This window comes from Aeromonas sp. ZOR0002, from assembly GCF_963866995.1.
In the GTDB taxonomy this organism is placed as follows: Bacteria; Pseudomonadota; Gammaproteobacteria; order Enterobacterales; family Aeromonadaceae; genus Aeromonas; species Aeromonas caviae.
Map to the genome: position 1 here is coordinate 1 of NZ_CAWMFQ010000057.1, position 16962 is coordinate 16962.

Annotated in this window: 13 protein-coding genes; 8 read left to right on the forward strand and 5 right to left on the reverse strand. The window is 58.5% G+C overall.

From position 1 onward, the window contains the following. Positions 1–28: 28 nt before the first annotated feature. From AACR77_RS04025 to AACR77_RS04035, 3 genes are all read left to right on the forward strand, one after another. Entirely contained in the window at positions 29–2944 is a 2916-nt protein-coding gene (locus tag AACR77_RS04025; protein ID WP_231563142.1) for a beta strand repeat-containing protein, read from the forward strand. Positions 2945–3031: 87 nt separating this feature from the next. Further along, entirely contained in the window at positions 3032–3589 is a 558-nt protein-coding gene (locus tag AACR77_RS04030; protein WP_042879892.1) for a hypothetical protein, read from the forward strand. A 54-nt stretch (positions 3590–3643) separates the two neighbouring features. Beyond that, positions 3644–4345, forward strand: a complete 702-nt coding sequence (locus tag AACR77_RS04035; RefSeq protein ID WP_010675156.1) for an SIMPL domain-containing protein — start codon at positions 3644–3646, stop codon at positions 4343–4345. 161 nt (positions 4346–4506) lie between these two features. Here AACR77_RS04035 and AACR77_RS04040 read toward each other — a convergent pair whose 3' ends face one another. Continuing rightward, entirely contained in the window at positions 4507–5883 is a 1377-nt protein-coding gene (locus AACR77_RS04040; protein WP_010675155.1) for an amino acid permease, read from the reverse strand. A 356-nt stretch (positions 5884–6239) separates the two neighbouring features. On the opposite strand from AACR77_RS04040, the gene AACR77_RS04045 reads away from it, so the two are divergent. Next, the gene (locus AACR77_RS04045; RefSeq protein ID WP_081999384.1) at positions 6240–6515 is read left to right on the forward strand and encodes a hypothetical protein; all 276 of its coding nucleotides are present in this window, start codon (positions 6240–6242) and stop codon (positions 6513–6515) included. Positions 6516–6644: 129 nt separating this feature from the next. Here the strand turns inward: AACR77_RS04045 and ppsR are convergent, their stop codons facing one another. Continuing rightward, complete coding sequence (gene ppsR, locus AACR77_RS04050) at positions 6645–7457, reverse strand: posphoenolpyruvate synthetase regulatory kinase/phosphorylase PpsR (RefSeq protein WP_010675153.1); 813 nt, start codon at positions 7455–7457, stop codon at positions 6645–6647. A 307-nt stretch (positions 7458–7764) separates the two neighbouring features. On the opposite strand from ppsR, the gene ppsA reads away from it, so the two are divergent. The 4 genes from ppsA to modF all read left to right on the forward strand — a co-directional run bounded on the left by ppsA (position 7765) and on the right by modF (position 15349). Then, positions 7765–10137 carry a phosphoenolpyruvate synthase gene (gene ppsA / locus AACR77_RS04055; RefSeq protein ID WP_042879894.1) on the forward strand — a complete coding sequence of 791 codons (2373 nt, stop codon included), beginning with the start codon at positions 7765–7767 and terminating at the stop codon, positions 10135–10137. Between the two features lie 1032 nt (positions 10138–11169). Beyond that, positions 11170–11874: an EAL domain-containing protein gene (locus AACR77_RS04060; protein ID WP_039038809.1), complete on the forward strand. Its 705-nt coding sequence runs from the start codon at positions 11170–11172 to the stop codon at positions 11872–11874. Positions 11875–12174: 300 nt separating this feature from the next. Further along, entirely contained in the window at positions 12175–13734 is a 1560-nt protein-coding gene (locus tag AACR77_RS04065) for a sensor domain-containing diguanylate cyclase (RefSeq protein WP_081999385.1), read from the forward strand. A 160-nt stretch (positions 13735–13894) separates the two neighbouring features. Beyond that, positions 13895–15349 carry a molybdate ABC transporter ATP-binding protein ModF gene (gene modF, locus AACR77_RS04070; RefSeq protein WP_052224776.1) on the forward strand — a complete coding sequence of 485 codons (1455 nt, stop codon included), beginning with the start codon at positions 13895–13897 and terminating at the stop codon, positions 15347–15349. An 18-nt stretch (positions 15350–15367) separates the two neighbouring features. On the opposite strand, the gene AACR77_RS04075 is transcribed toward modF, so the two are convergent. The 3 genes from AACR77_RS04075 to AACR77_RS04085 all read right to left on the reverse strand — a co-directional run bounded on the left by AACR77_RS04075 (position 15368) and on the right by AACR77_RS04085 (position 16560). Continuing rightward, positions 15368–15559 carry a hypothetical protein gene (locus tag AACR77_RS04075; protein WP_223915819.1) on the reverse strand — a complete coding sequence of 64 codons (192 nt, stop codon included), beginning with the start codon at positions 15557–15559 and terminating at the stop codon, positions 15368–15370. Positions 15560–15564: 5 nt separating this feature from the next. Beyond that, the gene (locus tag AACR77_RS04080) at positions 15565–16104 is read right to left on the reverse strand and encodes a hydrolase (RefSeq protein WP_042879896.1); all 540 of its coding nucleotides are present in this window, start codon (positions 16102–16104) and stop codon (positions 15565–15567) included. A gap of 69 nt (positions 16105–16173) precedes the next feature. Next, complete coding sequence (locus AACR77_RS04085; protein ID WP_042879898.1) at positions 16174–16560, reverse strand: VOC family protein; 387 nt, start codon at positions 16558–16560, stop codon at positions 16174–16176. Between the last annotated feature and the right edge of the window lie 402 nt (positions 16561–16962).

The following is a 16962-nucleotide window of genomic DNA, read 5'->3' on the forward strand; positions in this document are numbered from 1 at the left end:
CGGGGACTCGGCCTCGAACACCCTGAGCGTGCAGATCGTGGATGACGTGCCGACGGCCAACGATGATGCTGACAGTGCCACTGAAGGTGTGTTCACTCCGGTGACGGGTAATGTCATTACCGGGGCGGGTACCATCGGCGGCACAGCCGGTGCCGGGGTGGACGTCATGGGGGCTGATGGTGCGGCAATCAGCCAGGTCGTGAGCTCGAACGGCAATTCAGACAGTAATCCTGCCGGTGGATTCACCGTGACCGGGCTGTATGGGACGCTGACCATGGGGCTGGATGGCGAATACAGTTATACGCTCACGGCGGCATCGGTTCCCGTGGGGGCCTCGGAGGTATTTACCTACACGCTCAAAGATGGCGATGGTGATACGGATCCGGCAACACTGACCATCAATATTGCTCAGGATACCCGTGTTCCTGTATTGACCATCGGCAATGCGACGGTTGATGAGGAGGGACTGCCTGAGGGGACCGCTGCCAGTGGTAATTCGGAGATATTCAATGGCAGCTTCACCATCAACACCCAAGGTGAAAATCTGACTACCTTGACCATCGGTGGGCAGGCTTACAATTTGACCAGTGGCGGCAGTCAGACCTTGATCAACAATACGGAAGGAATGCTGACGGTAACCGGTGTCAGCGGCCCCACAGCCGGTGTCTACACGGTGAACTATACCTACACGCTCAAAGACAATGTACTGACTCACAACGTTCAGGGCAACAGTGATACAGCGAATGGTCCGAGTTTCGTCGTGTCGGCTACGGATGCCAGTGGCGACAGTGGCACGGGTAACCTGCAGGTTGTGATCAGCGATGATGCCCCCATTGCCAATGCTGTTACCAATGCAGGCCAGGCGACTCAGGTGCAGAACACGAATCTGATGTTGATCCTCGATATCTCCGGCAGTATGGGTGACCCATCGGGCTATCAAGGCATGACTCGGATGCAGGTGATGCAGAAGTCCGCGTTGGAGCTGCTGGACAAATACAGCGCCTACGGCAGCGTCATGGTCAATATCGTGACCTTCTCCACTTCAGCCGCCAATCCGACCGGGGTGTGGGTCTCGATCGATGTAGCCAAGGCTATCATCCTTGGTCTTACCCCCACGGACTCGACCAACTACGATGATGCACTGAACGAGGCAATCAAAGCCTTTGGCGATACAGGTAAACTCGCTAATGCGCAAAATGTCTCTTACTTCATGTCGGATGGTCTGCCAAATGCCAACTCGTTGAGCGGTACCCCCGCCACAGTTCCTGATGGCAACAACTCGCTTGGCGGTGGGAACGGGATCGATGGTGACGGCACGACACTGAGTGGTGAAACCAAGGACTGGGCCGATTTCCTGACGGCGAACAACATCAATTCGTACGCGCTCGGGATGGGCTCGGGAGCGACCCAGTCTGCACTGGATCCCATTGCCTACAACGGGGTCAGTGGTGCCAGCCCGGCGAATACCACCGCAGTGGTGGTGACTGACTTCAGCCAACTGACCGCGACCCTTTTGAGCACCGTGGTAGCTCCGCCCCTGGCAGGACAACTGATCAACGGGGTAGCGGCGAGTGCCGGGGCCGATGGTGGCTGGCTCAATGCCATTACCGTGGGGGGAGTGACTTATACCTACAACCAGAAGACGGACTCCGCCGGCGTTTCGGGAGGAACATCAGTCGGGACCTTCAATACAGCGACCAATGAATGGACCATTACACTTGCAGGCGGCATCCTCAAGGTGGATATGGACAACGGCGCCTACACCTATACCCCGCCGTCATCCATTCCGGTCGGGGGGATAAACCAGGTCGTGGGTTACAGTGTGATAGACAACGATGGGGATACTGCGTCCAGCACCTTGTCCATCGTTATCAACCCGGCGGTCGGTCCTACCGTGGTTCGTGATGACTTTATCATCACCAACCAGGACCCGGCGACCATTCCGGATTGGGCCCTGCTTGCCAATGACACCGGGCCTCTGGCTGCGACCCAGATGATCACGGGCGTCTCGGGAGCTGTTGGAGGGACCGTCACAGACAATGCAGGCTCGGTAACATTTGACGATACTTCCGGCAATGCTACCCCCAGCTCTTACGAGGGTTCGTTCAACTACACCAATAGCACGACCACAGATACGGCCAAGGTGTATGTGGATGTGCAGAGCGGTTCGACACTCACCGGGAGCTATCTCGACGAGATCCTGATCGGAGGGTCTGGAAACGATACGCTCAACGGCAATGCCGGGAACGACATCTTGCTTGGAGGACTCGGTAACGACACCTTGAATGGTGGTGAGGGCAATGATCTCCTGATCGGTGGCGCTGGCAACGATACCCTGAACGGCGGCAACGGCAATGATACGGCCAGTTACTTCGACAGCGCTGCTGGGGTCACGGTCACAGTCAATGGTGCCAGTCAGAATACCGGAGGGGCAGGGACAGACAGCCTGAGCAACATGGAAAATCTGGTAGGGTCCATGTTCAACGACAGCCTGACCGGCGATGGTAATGCCAACGTCTTGAGCGGACTGGCAGGTAACGACATCTTGAGTGGTGGTGGTGGCGACGACCTGCTGATTGGGGGTACCGGCAGTGATACCCTGACTGGTGGGGCTGGCAAGGATACCTTCAAATGGATGGCAGGTGATGCAGGAGGCACGGATACCATCAAAGACTTCACCACGGGGGCCAATGGAGATGTTCTGGACCTGAGTGAACTGCTCAGTGGTGAGCATGCCGATGCGAGCACACTGGATCACTATCTTACCTTTGCTCCTGGTCCGGGCAGTGGCAAGTCGACTCTGACCATTGATCTGGATGGAGCGGGAAGTGGCACCACGACTCATACCATCCTCTTTGACAACGTGGATCTGACGGCTGGCAAATCCAATCTGCAGATCATTCAGGATCTGCTGGATCAGGGCAACCTCAAGGTCGATCCGTAAGCAGGGTATGGGGGCCGGGTGTGCCCGGCCCCTGTTATTTGATGGAGTGGGCAGATAAGATAGCTGCAGTATCAGGAGAGGGTCACCATGCAGTCATTCAACTGGGTCGACATCGACGGCATTCGCTATAGCTGGAACGGGCAGGACAATATCGTCTGCACCGGCCGCTTTGGCTATCAGGCCACGATGACGGGTGACACGCTCAACGGTCTGGAGCTGGAGAGCGAAGATGGTGAGGTGGCGGGGTTGCTGAATGTTGACTTTGCCGCTTCTCGTATCAGCTTCACGCCAGCAGAGGATGCGCCCCTGCCCCACATGATGGTGTTGGTCGGCCATGAGTGGGGGCAGCAGGAGTATTCGTTGCAAAGTCTGAGCGATACCTCCTTGCAGGGGCTGCTCAGCCACGGTGAGGAGCTTGACTGGGGGGCGCTGGCCGTTGTGACGACGTCCGAGCCGAATCTGCCATCACAAGGTCATGTTCTGTCGTGGGATTCGTTCCACTTTGAGGATGAATCGCTGTTTGGCAGCCCGGCGCCTGCTCCCGTGATGACAAGCCATGGCAATTCAGGAGGAGGGGAGATCAGCATCAATATCGACATGACCAATCAGGTGCTGGACCAGATCCCGCCGACACACGATATATGAATCCCAATCGACGACATGCATAATGACCTCCATCTAAATGATGGAGGTTTTTTTATGTGGCGTCCCCTTCTTACCCTGTCCGCGCTGGTTGTCAGTGCCCCCTTGCTTGCCATCGAGGTTCCCCAGGCCCCTCATCTGGTCGTCAGTGGCTATGCGGAGCAGAAGGCCGAACCAGACATGCTGACGCTCAATGTGGCCGTCACGGCACTGGAGAAGCAGGGCATCAAGGCCAAACAGCAGGTAGATACCAAGGTAGCTGCCTTCTTTGGCCAGCTGGAGAGCCTCGGCATCAAGCGCAGCGACGTCGAGGCGGGCAACCTGGTGATCTCCCCCGAGTATCAGTATCCCCAGAACAAGCAGCCTGAAATGGTGGGTTACCGTGCCCAGCGCCAACTGGCCGTCAAACTCTATCAACTCGACAAACTCAGCCAGTTGATGGATACCGCCCTCAAGGCGGGTCTGGAGTCCGTGACCCAGATAGAGTACGGCCTGAAGTCACCACAGGTCATCAAGGAGCAGGCCCGGCTTGGTGCTGTCGCTGATGCCACGAGCAAGGCGGAGTCCCTGGCCAAGGCTTTCGGCATGAAGCTTGGCAAAGTGTATAGCGTTGAATACCGCAACAGTTCCCCCATGCCGGTCTATACCCGTGCCATGAAGGCCGCGGCAGCCCCTGCCGCCGACATGATGGAAAACAGCTATCAACAGCAGCAGATCAGCATCACTGACAATGTAGAAGCCGTCTTCCTGCTGGAATAACACAGCCCCTTTGTCCATCACTCAAACCCGAGGCACCCCCTCGGGTTTGTCATTGCAGGGGCTTGCAGGACAAGCGAGCCGCGAACTGGGTCAGGTGAAACGGGAATGGAATAAAAAAATGCCGGTCACTGACCGGCATTTTTGTTGGAGAGGGATGATGCCTAGCCCAGGTTGGTCGCCAGCTTGCGTTGGCTCTTCTGTTTGAGCAGATAGCCGATACCGAGTACCAGGACCCAGGCCGGGATCAGCTCGACCGAGATGCGGGTGCCGTCGTTCATGTACATGATCACCAGGATGGCGGCCATGAAGGCGAGGCAGAGGTAGTTGCCAAACGGGCTCCACAGTGCCTTGAACTTGGTGGTGACCCCTTCTGCGGCCTTCACCTTGCGGAACTTGAGGTGCGCCAGGCTGATCATGGCCCAGTTGATGACCAGGGCGGAGACCACCAGAGACATCAGCAGACCAAAGGCCTTGCCCGGGATCAGGTAGTTGATGAGCACACACAGCAGGGTGGCCGCGGCCGAGATGGTGATGGCGGTCAGGGGCACGCCGCTCTTGTTGGTCTTGAGCAGGGCCTTGGGGCCGTTGCCCTGCTTGGCTAGGCCAAACAGCATGCGGCTGTTGCAGTAGACGCAGCTGTTGTACACCGACAGCGCGGCGGTCAGCACCACCAGGTTAAGTACGTTGGCTACCAGGTTGCTGTCGAGCGCATGGAAGATCATCACGAACGGGCTGCCGCCTTCCACTACCTTGCCCCAGGGATAGAGGGAGAGCAGTACGGTCAGGGCGCCGATGTAGAAGATGAGGATGCGGTAGATCACCTGGTTGGTGGCCTTTGGGATGCTCTTCTCGGGATTGTCCGCTTCCGCTGCCGTGATGCCGACCAGCTCCAGACCGCCGAAGGAGAACATGATGAAGGCCATGGCCATCACCAGCCCGCCGACGCCGTTGGGGAAGAAGCCACCCTGGGCCCAGAGGTTGCTGACCGTGGCCTCGGGGCCACCGCTGCCGGAGAACAGCATCCAGCCGCCGAATCCGATCATGCCGAGAATGGCGACCACCTTGATGATGGCGAACCAGAACTCCATCTCGCCGAACGCCTTGACGTTGGAGAGGTTGATGGCGTTGATCAGCACGAAGAAGAAGGCCGCCGACATCCAGGTCGGGATCTCGGGCCACCAGTACTGGACATAGATACCGACTGCCGTCAGCTCGGCCATGCTCACCAGTACATAGAGCACCCAGTAGTTCCAGCCGGAAGCGAAGCCGGCGAAGTCACCCCAGTACTTGTAGGCAAAATGGCTGAATGAGCCGGCAACCGGCTCTTCCACCACCATCTCGCCCAGCTGGCGCATGATGAGGAAGGCGATGAAGCCGCCGATGGCATAGCCCAGCAGCACCGCAGGGCCCGCCATCTTGATGGTGTCGGCAATGCCGAGGAACAGGCCTGTACCGATGGCACCGCCCAGTGCGATAAGCTGGATATGGCGGTTTTTCAGACCGCGCTTGAGCTCCTCGCCGTGTTGTTGAAGATCCATGCTTCCTTCCTTACGTCGCTGAAATCACTCGGCTCGCGTCCCGTCAGCCACAGCACGTCCTCTGCCTGGCGCGGCATCTTGTGCCGAAAACGTGACGAAATCCGTATTTATATCGTTACGGTTTGCCGCTGGCTGTTTTTTGTAGCGGCTACCAACCCGAGCAGAATAGTGATAATCGACCGTTCATGCACCTGTTTTCCTCATCATTGGCTGCTGTTTTGTGCGCCATGCAGGTTTTTCATGATCTGGAAAGGGGTTTTGAGAGTGATTGCTGGTTTTGCGTTCGAATGGATTTTAATCTATTGACTCAGTCCGGTTTTCATGGCCTTGTTGCCCTTTGATAAAAAGGGACTCATATGATGGAGCGTATAGTCGGTGGCCTGGTGATGGCCGTGCTCTGGCTCGGGATCTGGCTATCCCCCATGTTGCTGACGATGGCGATGAGCAGCCTTGTTGTCTGGGGCTGGTTGGGAGCGGATTACCTGGTTAACCACATCGCCATGGTGCTGATCCTTGCTGCCGGGATGGGGTTGGTGCCAGCCTGCTGGCTGAGCGAGCGAGTCCGCAAGGGCAGGGGACTCATCCATTTTCACGGCATGTTGATGAACAACAAGGAGCTCAACAAGCCCTGAGCCTGCTTGCCCCGCGAGTGATGGGATGCCAGCGATGATGCTGGCATCATTTTTTCATCCTGTTTCTCTGTTTCGTTATCTTGCCACTCATCTATTTCATGGTGCGTTGTGCTGTGACAGCCTTGCAGGTTAGCAGAGCTGGCGGCGAAGGCCGGTCGCTTCCAGGATCTTGGCGCTGATCTCCTCGACCGAGTGGGAGCTGGTATCGAGGAAGCGGATCGCCTCCTGGCGGAACAGCCTCTCGACGCTGGCCAGCTCCTGTTTGCATTGATCAAGCGAGGAGTAGCGGCTGTTGGCGCGGCGCTGGTTGCGGATCTCGTGCAGCCGCTGCGGCATGATGGTGAGGCCGAACAATTTGTGGCGATTGGCCTTGAGGGCGGCGGGCAGCTCCAGCGATCCCATGTCCTGCTCGATAAAGGGATAGTTGGCGGCGCGAATGCCAAATTGCAGTGCCAGATAGAGGCTGGTCGGTGTCTTGCCGCAACGGGAGACCCCGATGAGGATGATGTCTGCCTCGTCATACTCCCTGGTGGTGATGCCATCGTCGTTGGCCAGCGCAAAGTTGACCGCTTCGATGCGATCGTCGTAAAGCTTGCGGTTTTCCATGCCATGGGTGCGATGCAACCTGGGTTCGGCCTTGATACCGAGCTCCTGTTCGAGAGGGCTCACGAAGGTGTTGAGAAAATCGTGGCTGCTGGCCTGGGCCTTGAGCACCTCTTCACGCACCATGGGGTCGACGATGGTGTGAAACAGAATGGGGCGCACCCCGGTCTGGCGAAACTGCTCGTCAATGCGTGCCCGTACCTGGCGCGCTTTCTCCTGGGTCTCGACAAAGGGGATGGTGACCTGCTCGAAGGCCAGGGGAAACTGGCTCAACACGGCGTGGCCGAAGACTTCGGCGGTGATGGCGGTGCCGTCGGATACATAGAATACGGTGTGCACTGCGGACTCCTGTGGTGCGCTCCAGAGGGCGGCGAGAAATAAGTATCTCTCGAAACCATATCGTTTTTGTCAACAGATCTGCCATGCCCAAGTTGTGAACTCGCTTGCAAACCTGAGTCGTTACCTTTTTGTGTCGCTATTGTAGAATGCCTGTGTCAAACGACCATCCCCAACTCTTGCTCGGGGATTTTTTTGACAATAAATAGAAAACGTTTTCATGGTCGTTGGCAACAGACACTAACAAAAACACACGACTTGGCACAGCAGGTGAATTGTCACCCTGGCCCCCCAACCTGGAGACATGCAAATGCAACAGTACGTACTCTGGTACGAACAGCTCGGTATGCAGGACGTTGAACGCGTCGGCGGCAAGAATGCATCCCTTGGCGAGATGATCAGCAACCTCTCGGGGGTCGGCGTGTCCGTGCCGGGCGGGTTTGCGACCACGGCCTTTGCGTTTAACGAGTTTCTGGAGTTAAGCGGCCTCAACGGCAAGATCCATGACTTGCTCGACAGTCTGGATGTGGATGACATCGCCGCCCTCAACCGGGCCGGTCAGCAGATCCGCGACTGGGTGGTGGAAGCACCCTTCCAGCCCGCTCTGGAGCAGGCGGTGCGCGAGGCCTATGACAAGCTGAGCGCGGGGCTCGAGGCATCCTTTGCCGTGCGCTCCTCCGCCACCGCGGAAGACATGCCGGATGCGTCGTTTGCCGGTCAGCAGGAGACCTTCCTCAACGTGCGCGGCATCGATGCCGTCATGACTGCCATCAAGCATGTGTTTGCCTCTCTGTTCAACGATCGCGCCATCTCCTACCGGGTCCATCAGGGCTATGACCACAAGGGGGTCGCTCTCTCTGCCGGGGTGCAGCGCATGGTGCGCTCGGATCTCGCTGCCTCCGGCGTCATGTTTACCCTGGACACCGAATCCGGCTTCAACGACGTGGTCTTCATCACCGGCGCCCAGGGTTTGGGCGAGATGGTGGTGCAGGGGGCCGTCAACCCGGACGAGTTCTATGTGCACAAGCCGACCCTCAAGGCCGGGCGCCCTGCCGTGGTGCGCAAGACGCTGGGTTCCAAGCTCATCAAGATGACCTACTCCGGGGATGCCGGTCATGGCCGTCAGGTGAAGGTGGTCGACACCACCGATGCCGAGCGCAACCGCTTCTGCATCACGGACGAGGAAGTGATGGCCCTGGCAAAGCAGGCCCTCATCATCGAGCAGCATTACGGTCGTCCGATGGACATCGAGTGGGCCAAGGATGGTCAGGATGGCAAGCTCTACATCGTTCAAGCCCGTCCGGAAACCGTGCGTAGCCGCCAGGAAGCCAATACCCTCGAGCGCTTTGCCCTCAAGCAAACCGGCAAGGTGCTGATCGAGGGGCGCGCCATCGGCCACAAGATTGGCGCGGGTCCGGCCCGTGTCATCTCCTCCATCAGCCAGATGGATGAAGTGCAGCCTGGCGATGTGCTGGTCACCGACATGACGGATCCGGATTGGGAGCCCATCATGAAGCGCGCTTCCGCCATCGTCACCAACCGGGGTGGGCGCACCTGTCACGCCGCCATCATCGCCCGGGAGCTTGGCATTCCGGCAGTGGTGGGTTGCGGCAAAGCCACCGACCACATCCAGGATGGTCAGCTCATCACCGTCTCCTGTGCGGAAGGGGACACCGGCTTCATCTATGACGGCGAGCTCGACTTTGACGTGGCGGTGACCGAGGTGGGCAACATGCCGCGCCTGCCCATCAAGATCATGATGAACGTCGGCAATCCGGACCGCGCCTTCGATTTTGCCCAGTTGCCGAATGCCGGCGTGGGCCTGGCCCGCCTCGAGTTCATCATCAACCGCATGATCGGGGTCCACCCCAAGGCGCTGCTGGAGTTCGATCAGCAGACCCCGGAACTCCAGGCCACCATCACCAGGATGATCGCGGGCTACGAGAGCCCACGGGAGTTCTACGTAGCCAAGCTGACGGAAGGGATCGCCACCCTGGCGGCCGCCTTCTGGCCTGAGCGGGTCATCGTGCGGATGTCGGACTTCAAGTCCAATGAGTACGCCAACCTGGTGGGGGGCCGTGGTTACGAACCCCATGAAGAGAACCCCATGATCGGTTTCCGTGGCGCGTCGCGCTACATCGCCGACAGCTTCCGCCCCTGCTTCGCCCTCGAGTGCGAGGCGATGAAGCGGGTGCGGGATGTCATGGGGCTGACCAACGTCGAGGTGATGATCCCCTTCGTGCGTACCCTGGGTGAGGCGGAACAGGTGGTGGAGATACTGGCTGAGAACGGCTTGCGCCGTGGCGAGCGCGGCCTGAAAGTCATCATGATGTGCGAACTGCCCTCCAATGCGCTGCTGGCGGACAAGTTCCTCGAGCACTTCGACGGCTTCTCCATCGGCTCCAACGACATGACCCAGTTGACCCTGGGGCTGGATCGGGACTCCGGGCTCATCGCCCACCTGTTCGACGAGCGCAACGAGGCGGTCAAGGCTCTGCTAGCCATGGCCATCGCCGCCGCCCGCAAGGCGGGCAAGTACGTGGGGATCTGCGGCCAGGGGCCGTCCGATCACCCGGACTTCGCCGCCTGGCTGGTCGAGCAGGGGATCGATTCCGTGTCGCTCAACCCGGATACCGTGGTCGACACCTGGCTCTATCTGGCCGAGCAGCACAAGGCCGGCTGAGCCGCTTTTGTGCCTGTGTGGCGATAGCGCTGCACTGTGATAAAAGACACGGCGTCCGAGAGGGCGCCGTTTTCATGCCGGCATGCGGTGCATGTCTATGTTGTCCGATGCCTGCCTTCTCCTGCGCAAAAATGGCGTGCCAGATCATGCTGTTACGATCCACAACCTCGCCGAACTATAGGCCAATCTGAGGGCCGGGATGTCGATAAGGGCGTCGGGGGAGGCCGTGCGTGGCCATGAGCCCGAGCCGCAGGCAGGCTAGCAAGTCGCAGCCGCGCCTTGCCCCTGGGGGGCGGGAAATGTGCAGTTGCGGGCAAGCAGATCAAGTTGTGACTTTGGTCCCATTGGTTGGCATAAGTCAGGGAATGAGTGAGGCCGGTGACACTGCGCCCGATGAGAGGGCGCGAGAATGATGCCGTCATGGGCTGCAATCCAAAGCGGGTGCCTCATATTGCCTCTGCCCGGATGGAACCTGGGCAAACACAGTCGTCACCATCGCTGATAACACTCCAATCACAAATAAAGCAATAAGAGGGGTCATGGAGAGAGATATCAGTTTTTTGATGGTCGGTCTCCTTGCCATGATATCAAGGCAAGCCTTGAAAACGCTTTCTCTTGGCGCTCCTCTGTTTTAATAACGGCAATACCTCAGAGTTTAATTCCGAAAAAATTTAAAACTCATTTTTTTATCTTGCTCATTCACGTCCCTTTAGCAGAAATATGTTCATATCTCATTGTTATTAAATGATTTTATTGTTGATGAATGGCAAGGTAATTTGATTGGCATGCACTGGCGGTCTTATTATGTGAGCATAAAACGATTCAGTCTGGATACAGCAATTGAACTGATAATGGTGCCGTATGAGGGGAGATGCCGGTGGGCCAGATAGGGCATGGCTTGATAAAGAGGTAACCATGCTTGAAGTGAATGTCAGCGATGATGAGGTGACCCGTGCCACTTGCTTTTTGCCGTCATTGTGTGGTGGCTGTCGCTATATTAAGCCCAATTCATTCAGTAGGGGGGAATAGCGGGTGACGACCATCATAAGCCATAGCATCGAAGGTCATGATTATATCAGGCATACTATTGAACCCATCGCCAACCTGCATGTCGGGGATATTGTTGCAGTTGAGGTTATTTCATTTTCAGAAAAAAAGGCTGTCTTTTCCAGAGCCAACTTCAGCAACATGACCACCTCCTACGCCGCATGGCTATTTACGCAACAACTGGTGTTCTTTAAAGATCTTAATAAAATCGACAGTCGCCTCTATCAGGCGGTGTTTCTCCGTGTCGATATGCATTTGATGGAATGCTTTATCTCTTGGGAAGATTTCGGTTCGTATATATCGAATTTTGGACTGAGTATGGCCTTTGAGATGGCGGATATTGCTGATGGTATCCCAGATTTGGCATTGAATAATATGGCGAGGCTTAGAAGATTAGGGGTCAAGTTATGGATAAACAATGCCGATGAATCCTTGTTGTCGATGGACCATGTATCCGCAGCCTTGTTCGATGGCATTAGGGTCAATAAACAGTTCTTCTGGCGCTGCTTCACCCGATGTGATGGCACCGCCATGACCAGGCTCACTGCTGACTGGGGGCATGACAATGTCATCATCGAGGGGGTCGAAAACAAGCATCACCTCTCATTCCTCAGATTACATGGCTTTGTTCAGGGGCAAGGGTTTTATTGGCGGGCCAGATTATTACGCAACCTCATTTCGAGTCTGTGATTGATGAAAAACCTGACCGGTCCTAACGGAATTAGATGAAAACATATTATGCGTGTTTGGTCGTGATTTAAAAAATAGTTAGAGAAATGCCAGCGCTCTTCACCCTGTAAACAAGGAGCAACGGCAATGAATTACTGCATATTGATGGCTGAGATAAATATCAACGTGATGTCGTGTTGCATCAATGAATTTCCCTGACCTGAGAGAACCTTGTCGATAATATGGACAAGACGGGCAGATGCCGGCTTTATCGCGAGCGGGTCGGGGGACCATACCACAGATGTATCGAGGGTCTCCTGCATGTCTCACACCGCCCGTCCAACGACCAAATACGCCTTTAGTACCAAATATTTCTGGTTACTTGCCATGCCCATGTTGCTGGGGATCGGTGGGGTGTTTGCACTCTCTATCTTCAATCATCGCGCCGGGGTGGAGCAGAAGCTGGTGATTCTCAACCACGCCATTGCGATCGCCGAAGCGGAGAGCCTCGAACAGGTGGAGCAGGTGTTGGTCGCCGAGGTCAATGCCGACGAGCTGCGTCCTCTGACCTTCTCCGAGGAAGACAAGGCCTACAGCCGCAACCTGTGGAATGACAAGGTGACGCTCGGCGAGCAACTGAACCTGATCTACTACGCCGATGCGAGCGGACAGAGTTTTTCCAATAACGAGGAGCAGGATCTGGCCTGGGACACCACCCAGTTTGACTCGACGAATCGTGCCTGGTTCAAGGGGGCGCTCGGCACCTCCGGTTTCAGCTGGACCGGCGCTTATCCGGATGCGCTGACCGGGGCCTATACCCTGACCGTCTCCCATCGGCTAAGGCCATTTGGGGGGGTGAAGGAGCGTGTCATCGGCCTCGACATCAACCTGCCCGCCTGGTCGCAGCGGCTCAGCACCATGCTCTATCGGGACAACGGCTTGAATCACCTGCTGTTTGACCGATCCAGCGGCCAGATCCTGGTCCATTCCCAGGCCGAGTTCAATGGTCAGGTCATCGCCTATCCCTGGCTAGCGCGGCTGGAGGGAGCGTCCGGCACCTTCTTCTCGGAGGAAGTCGGCCAGTATGTGGCTTATCAGGCCCTGCCGGGGCGTTCGAACCTACTGGCCATCACTATGCTGCCGAGGCGAGACGCGGTGGCCTTGGTGGGGGGCGGTGCCGTCATTGTGCTGTTGCTGTTGTCGAGCGCTCTGTTCATCGTGATGGCGATCCTCTTTCGCTTGCGGCTGTCGGCGCTGATCGGGGGGCTTATCCAGATGGTGCGCCTGCTGCGTTTGAGCTCGACGCAGGAGAGGGCGACGATGATACTGCCGGATTTCCCGGAGATAGTGGAGCTGCACGAGGAGCTGAATCTGGTCTCCGATCGCTTGCAGGCGTCGCACGATGCCGCCAACCGGGATGCACTGACCGGTCTTTATAATCGCCGCTTCCTGGATGAACGGCTCAGGCAACTGCACAGCGAGGGGAGGCCGTTCGTGCTGGCGCTGGTGGATCTCGACAACTTCAAGAGCATCAATGATGGCCATGGCCATGCCGTCGGTGATGTGGTGTTGCGCCGCTGCGCCTCGCTCGGGCAGGAGCGGCTCGCCAATGCGGCCTCCCTGTGCCGGTATGGTGGCGAGGAGCTGGTCGCCCTGTTCGAACACTGCACCCTGGCCGAGGCCGAGTGGCTGATGGCACAGTGGCGCCAGGGGGTGGGTGAGATGAGATGGCGGGATGAGGCGATGAAGGTGACCTTCAGTGGAGGCATCGGCGCGACCGAGGGGCGCACTCCGGAAGCGTTGATGGAGCAGGTGGATCAGGCCCTGTACCGCGCCAAGCAAGATGGCAAGGATCGAATCTATCGCGCCACCGGGCTTTGATGGCACAGTCCGGCAGCCCTTCTCTGTGGTGGTGCAATTGTGGGCTGGCCAGCCAGCACGATCAGGGGGCGTGACAGAGGGGGCCCGGATGCCCCTTATCGATACACTCTCACCCCTCCAGCTGTTAAGGTAGCGAGAGACAGGTTAACTGGATGGACTCATGACCCTATTGCAGTGGCACAAGGCCAGGCTGGCCCTTCACGGCAGCCAGACCCTCTTCATTCCCGATCTTGAGCTGGCGCCTCAAGCGTGCTGGGCCTTCGTCGGCAGCAACGGCAGCGGCAAGACGGCGCTGGCGTCGGCCCTGTGCGGCGAGCTGGCCGTGCGTGCCGGAGCGGTATCTGGTCGAGTCCTGTCCGAGCGACTCTCGTTCGAGTCGCAGCAACAGCTGGGGGAGCTGGACTGGCAGCGGCGCAATACCGACATGCTGGGAGAAGAGGAGGAGGCGGGGTATCGGGTATCGACCCTGATGCTGGAGGCGGGGGGCGAGGAGCATGAGGCCCGCGCGCTGCTGGCCCGTTTTGGCATTGAATCCCTGTGGGAGCGCCCCTATCGCTACCTCTCGAGCGGGGAGGGGCGCAAGCTGCTGCTGGCCCGGGCCCTGCTGGGGCGACCCGAGCTGCTGGTGCTGGACGAACCCTTCGATGGCCTGGATCAGGGGGCCAGGGCTTCTTTGATGATGTTGCTGGCCGACCTGGTGTCAGAGGGGCTGCGTCTGGTGGTGATCGTCAACCGTTTTGATGAGATCCCCCCCTTTGCCACTCACCTCGGCCTGCTCGGCGAGTGTCGTCTGCTGCTGGCGGGGGAGCGCGAGGCGGTGCTCGGCAGCCAGGAGGTGGCCCAGCTGGCTCGCGCCGAAACCACGTCCCCCCGTTTGCCGCCACCGCTGACGACACCCGAGCCCTTGCCTCCCGGCCCTCGGGTCGTCATGAAAGCCATGCGTATCGCTTACGGGGATCAGGTGATCATCGACGGGCTCGACTGGACCATTGACGAGGGGGAGCACTGGCAACTGGTGGGACCAAACGGCGCTGGCAAGTCGACCCTGCTCTCCCTCATCACCGGAGATCACCCGCAAGGTTACAACAATGAGCTCCATCTGTTCGGACGGCGGCGGGGCAGCGGCGAGAGCATCTGGGAGATCAAGCGCCACATCGGGCTCGTGAGCCCGGCGCTGCATCTGGACTATCGTGTCAGCTGCCCGGTGCAGACAGTGATCCTCTCCGGTTTCTACGACTCCATCGGGCTTTATACCCGGCCGGGGGATCGTCAGCTGGCGCTGGCCAACCAGTGGCTGGCCCTGCTGGGGCTGGCCGATCAGGGGGCGCAGCCTTTCCACTCTCTCTCTTTCGGTCAGCAGCGACTGGTGCTGATCGCCCGTGCCCTGGTCAAACATCCGCCGCTGCTCATCCTGGACGAACCCCTGCAGGGACTGGATCCCCTCAACCGTCACCTGGTACGGGAGATGGTGGCGCGCCTCGTGGGCGAGGGAACCCAGCTGTTGTTCGTTTCCCATCATGCCGATGATGCACCCCCCGGTCTGACCCACAGGCTGAGCTTCGTGCCAAGGGAGGGGGGAGGATACGACTATCTGCAGGAGCGTCTGGGGGGCTGAGCCGTCCGGGCGGCATGGTCAGAGAGGGGCTGGTTCGGCAAGGAGCGGCGGCATCCCCAGCAGCGTCCACCACAGCCCGAAGAAGAGCATGATCCCCAGCCAGAGCCAGGCCAGATAGTGACGGGTGGCCGCCATCCCCGTCACCGTCACCATGAGTGCCGCCCCGAAGGCGATGAGGGCGAACAGAAAGGGCGCCATATTGTCCATCATGGCGGTCATTTCACCAGGGAGAGGATCTGGCGAAATGCCGGATGGCGGCAATCCCTCATCAGCGCGTAAAGACACATCTCCACCGACGTCAGCGCAGCTCCCCTGGCCGCAAGCTGGCCGATGGCGAGATCCCGGTTGGCGGCGGAGCGGGACGACACCGCATCCACCACCAGCGAGACCCCGGCACCGCTGGCGAGAAGCCCCAGCACGCTCTGGTAGACGCAGATATGGGTCTCGATGCCACATACCAGCCAATGCTCGACCCCGCTCTCGGCCAACGCGGTCGCCACCGTCGGCTCCCCCAGGGCGCCGAAGCTGTATTTGGGCAGCACAAGATCGCCTGCCTGCAGCGACTGCAATTCGGGCACGGTGGCACCGAGCTTGCCCGGGTTCTGCTCCAGCCAGACAACCGGCAGCCCCAGCACCCTGGCCCCTTGCACCAGCCTGGCGGTATTGGCAATCAGGGCGTCGCTCTCCTCGACCAGGCGGGCTAGCTTGCCCTGGATATCGACCACCAGCAGGCCGGTGGTGTTTTGCTCAAGCATGAATGTCTCCTTGTTTGTGGCGGACAGCCTCGCCTGAAGGCTTTCGTTGGCTGACTGAGTGGCGCTGCTTCACTCGCTTGCCGTGTCTGGGCATTCAAGGTAGGTCATCGCCTCGATGTTGTTGCCATCGGGATCGCGCAGGAAGGCGGCGTAGTAATTGGGGGCATAGTGGGGACGCAGCCCCGGCAGCCCATTGCAGGCAAAACCTGCCTTGATCCCCGCGTGATGGAACGCATCCACCTGGGGCGCGTCGTCGGCCCTGAATGCGAGATGGCAGGAGGCGCCCTGCTGCCCCCGCTCAATCAGGAAGCCCACGTGATCGCGGCCCATCAGGCCAAAACCGGCAGCCGTCTCATCAGACCATTTGAGTTCTATCAAAAGAGGAGCCAGCACGGTGGCGTAGAAGTGCTGACAGGAGTCAAAACGCACCACCTTGATTTCAACATGATCGAACACGGTGACTCCTTGTGTGGCCTGGGTGTAGAGCAGCCCATCAGGCCCTCATGGGAACCCGTTGAAATGGGTATCGAATGACCACAATAAGTCAGTTTGACGCCAGGCAGGGAGAGGGCAAGGCGCATAACTGCGTGCTCCGTCAAAGATTTCTCATCCAGTTGCGGGATGCGCTTTGCTTCGTGCTGGCCAAGCTTGCCCGGTTTTGTTGCTTGGCGAAGGCTACGAGCTCTGTTATGGTGTGAACAATTAGCCGTTTGGATGGCTAGATGGTTGTGCGCTGACTGCATGTTCGCGCCCCCGACCGCTCACCGTTTTGATGATCATGTTGACAGGGAGTATTTATGCAACGTCGTTCCTTCTTCACCCTTTCCGCCCTGGCGTTGCTCGCCAGCAGCCTGCCGC

Coding starts and splice junctions, on each gene's coding strand:
- AACR77_RS04040 (WP_010675155.1), bottom strand. CDS start 5,883: ATGGATCTTCAACAACACGGCGAGGAGCTCAAGCGCGGTCTGAAAAAC.
- modF (WP_052224776.1), top strand. CDS start 13,895: ATGACCCTATTGCAGTGGCACAAGGCCAGGCTGGCCCTTCACGGCAGC.
- AACR77_RS04080 (WP_042879896.1), bottom strand. CDS start 16,104: ATGCTTGAGCAAAACACCACCGGCCTGCTGGTGGTCGATATCCAGGGC.
- AACR77_RS04045 (WP_081999384.1), top strand. CDS start 6,240: ATGATGGAGCGTATAGTCGGTGGCCTGGTGATGGCCGTGCTCTGGCTC.
- AACR77_RS04075 (WP_223915819.1), bottom strand. CDS start 15,559: ATGATGGACAATATGGCGCCCTTTCTGTTCGCCCTCATCGCCTTCGGG.
- AACR77_RS04035 (WP_010675156.1), top strand. CDS start 3,644: ATGTGGCGTCCCCTTCTTACCCTGTCCGCGCTGGTTGTCAGTGCCCCC.
- AACR77_RS04030 (WP_042879892.1), top strand. CDS start 3,032: ATGCAGTCATTCAACTGGGTCGACATCGACGGCATTCGCTATAGCTGG.
- AACR77_RS04065 (WP_081999385.1), top strand. CDS start 12,175: ATGTCTCACACCGCCCGTCCAACGACCAAATACGCCTTTAGTACCAAA.
- ppsA (WP_042879894.1), top strand. CDS start 7,765: ATGCAACAGTACGTACTCTGGTACGAACAGCTCGGTATGCAGGACGTT.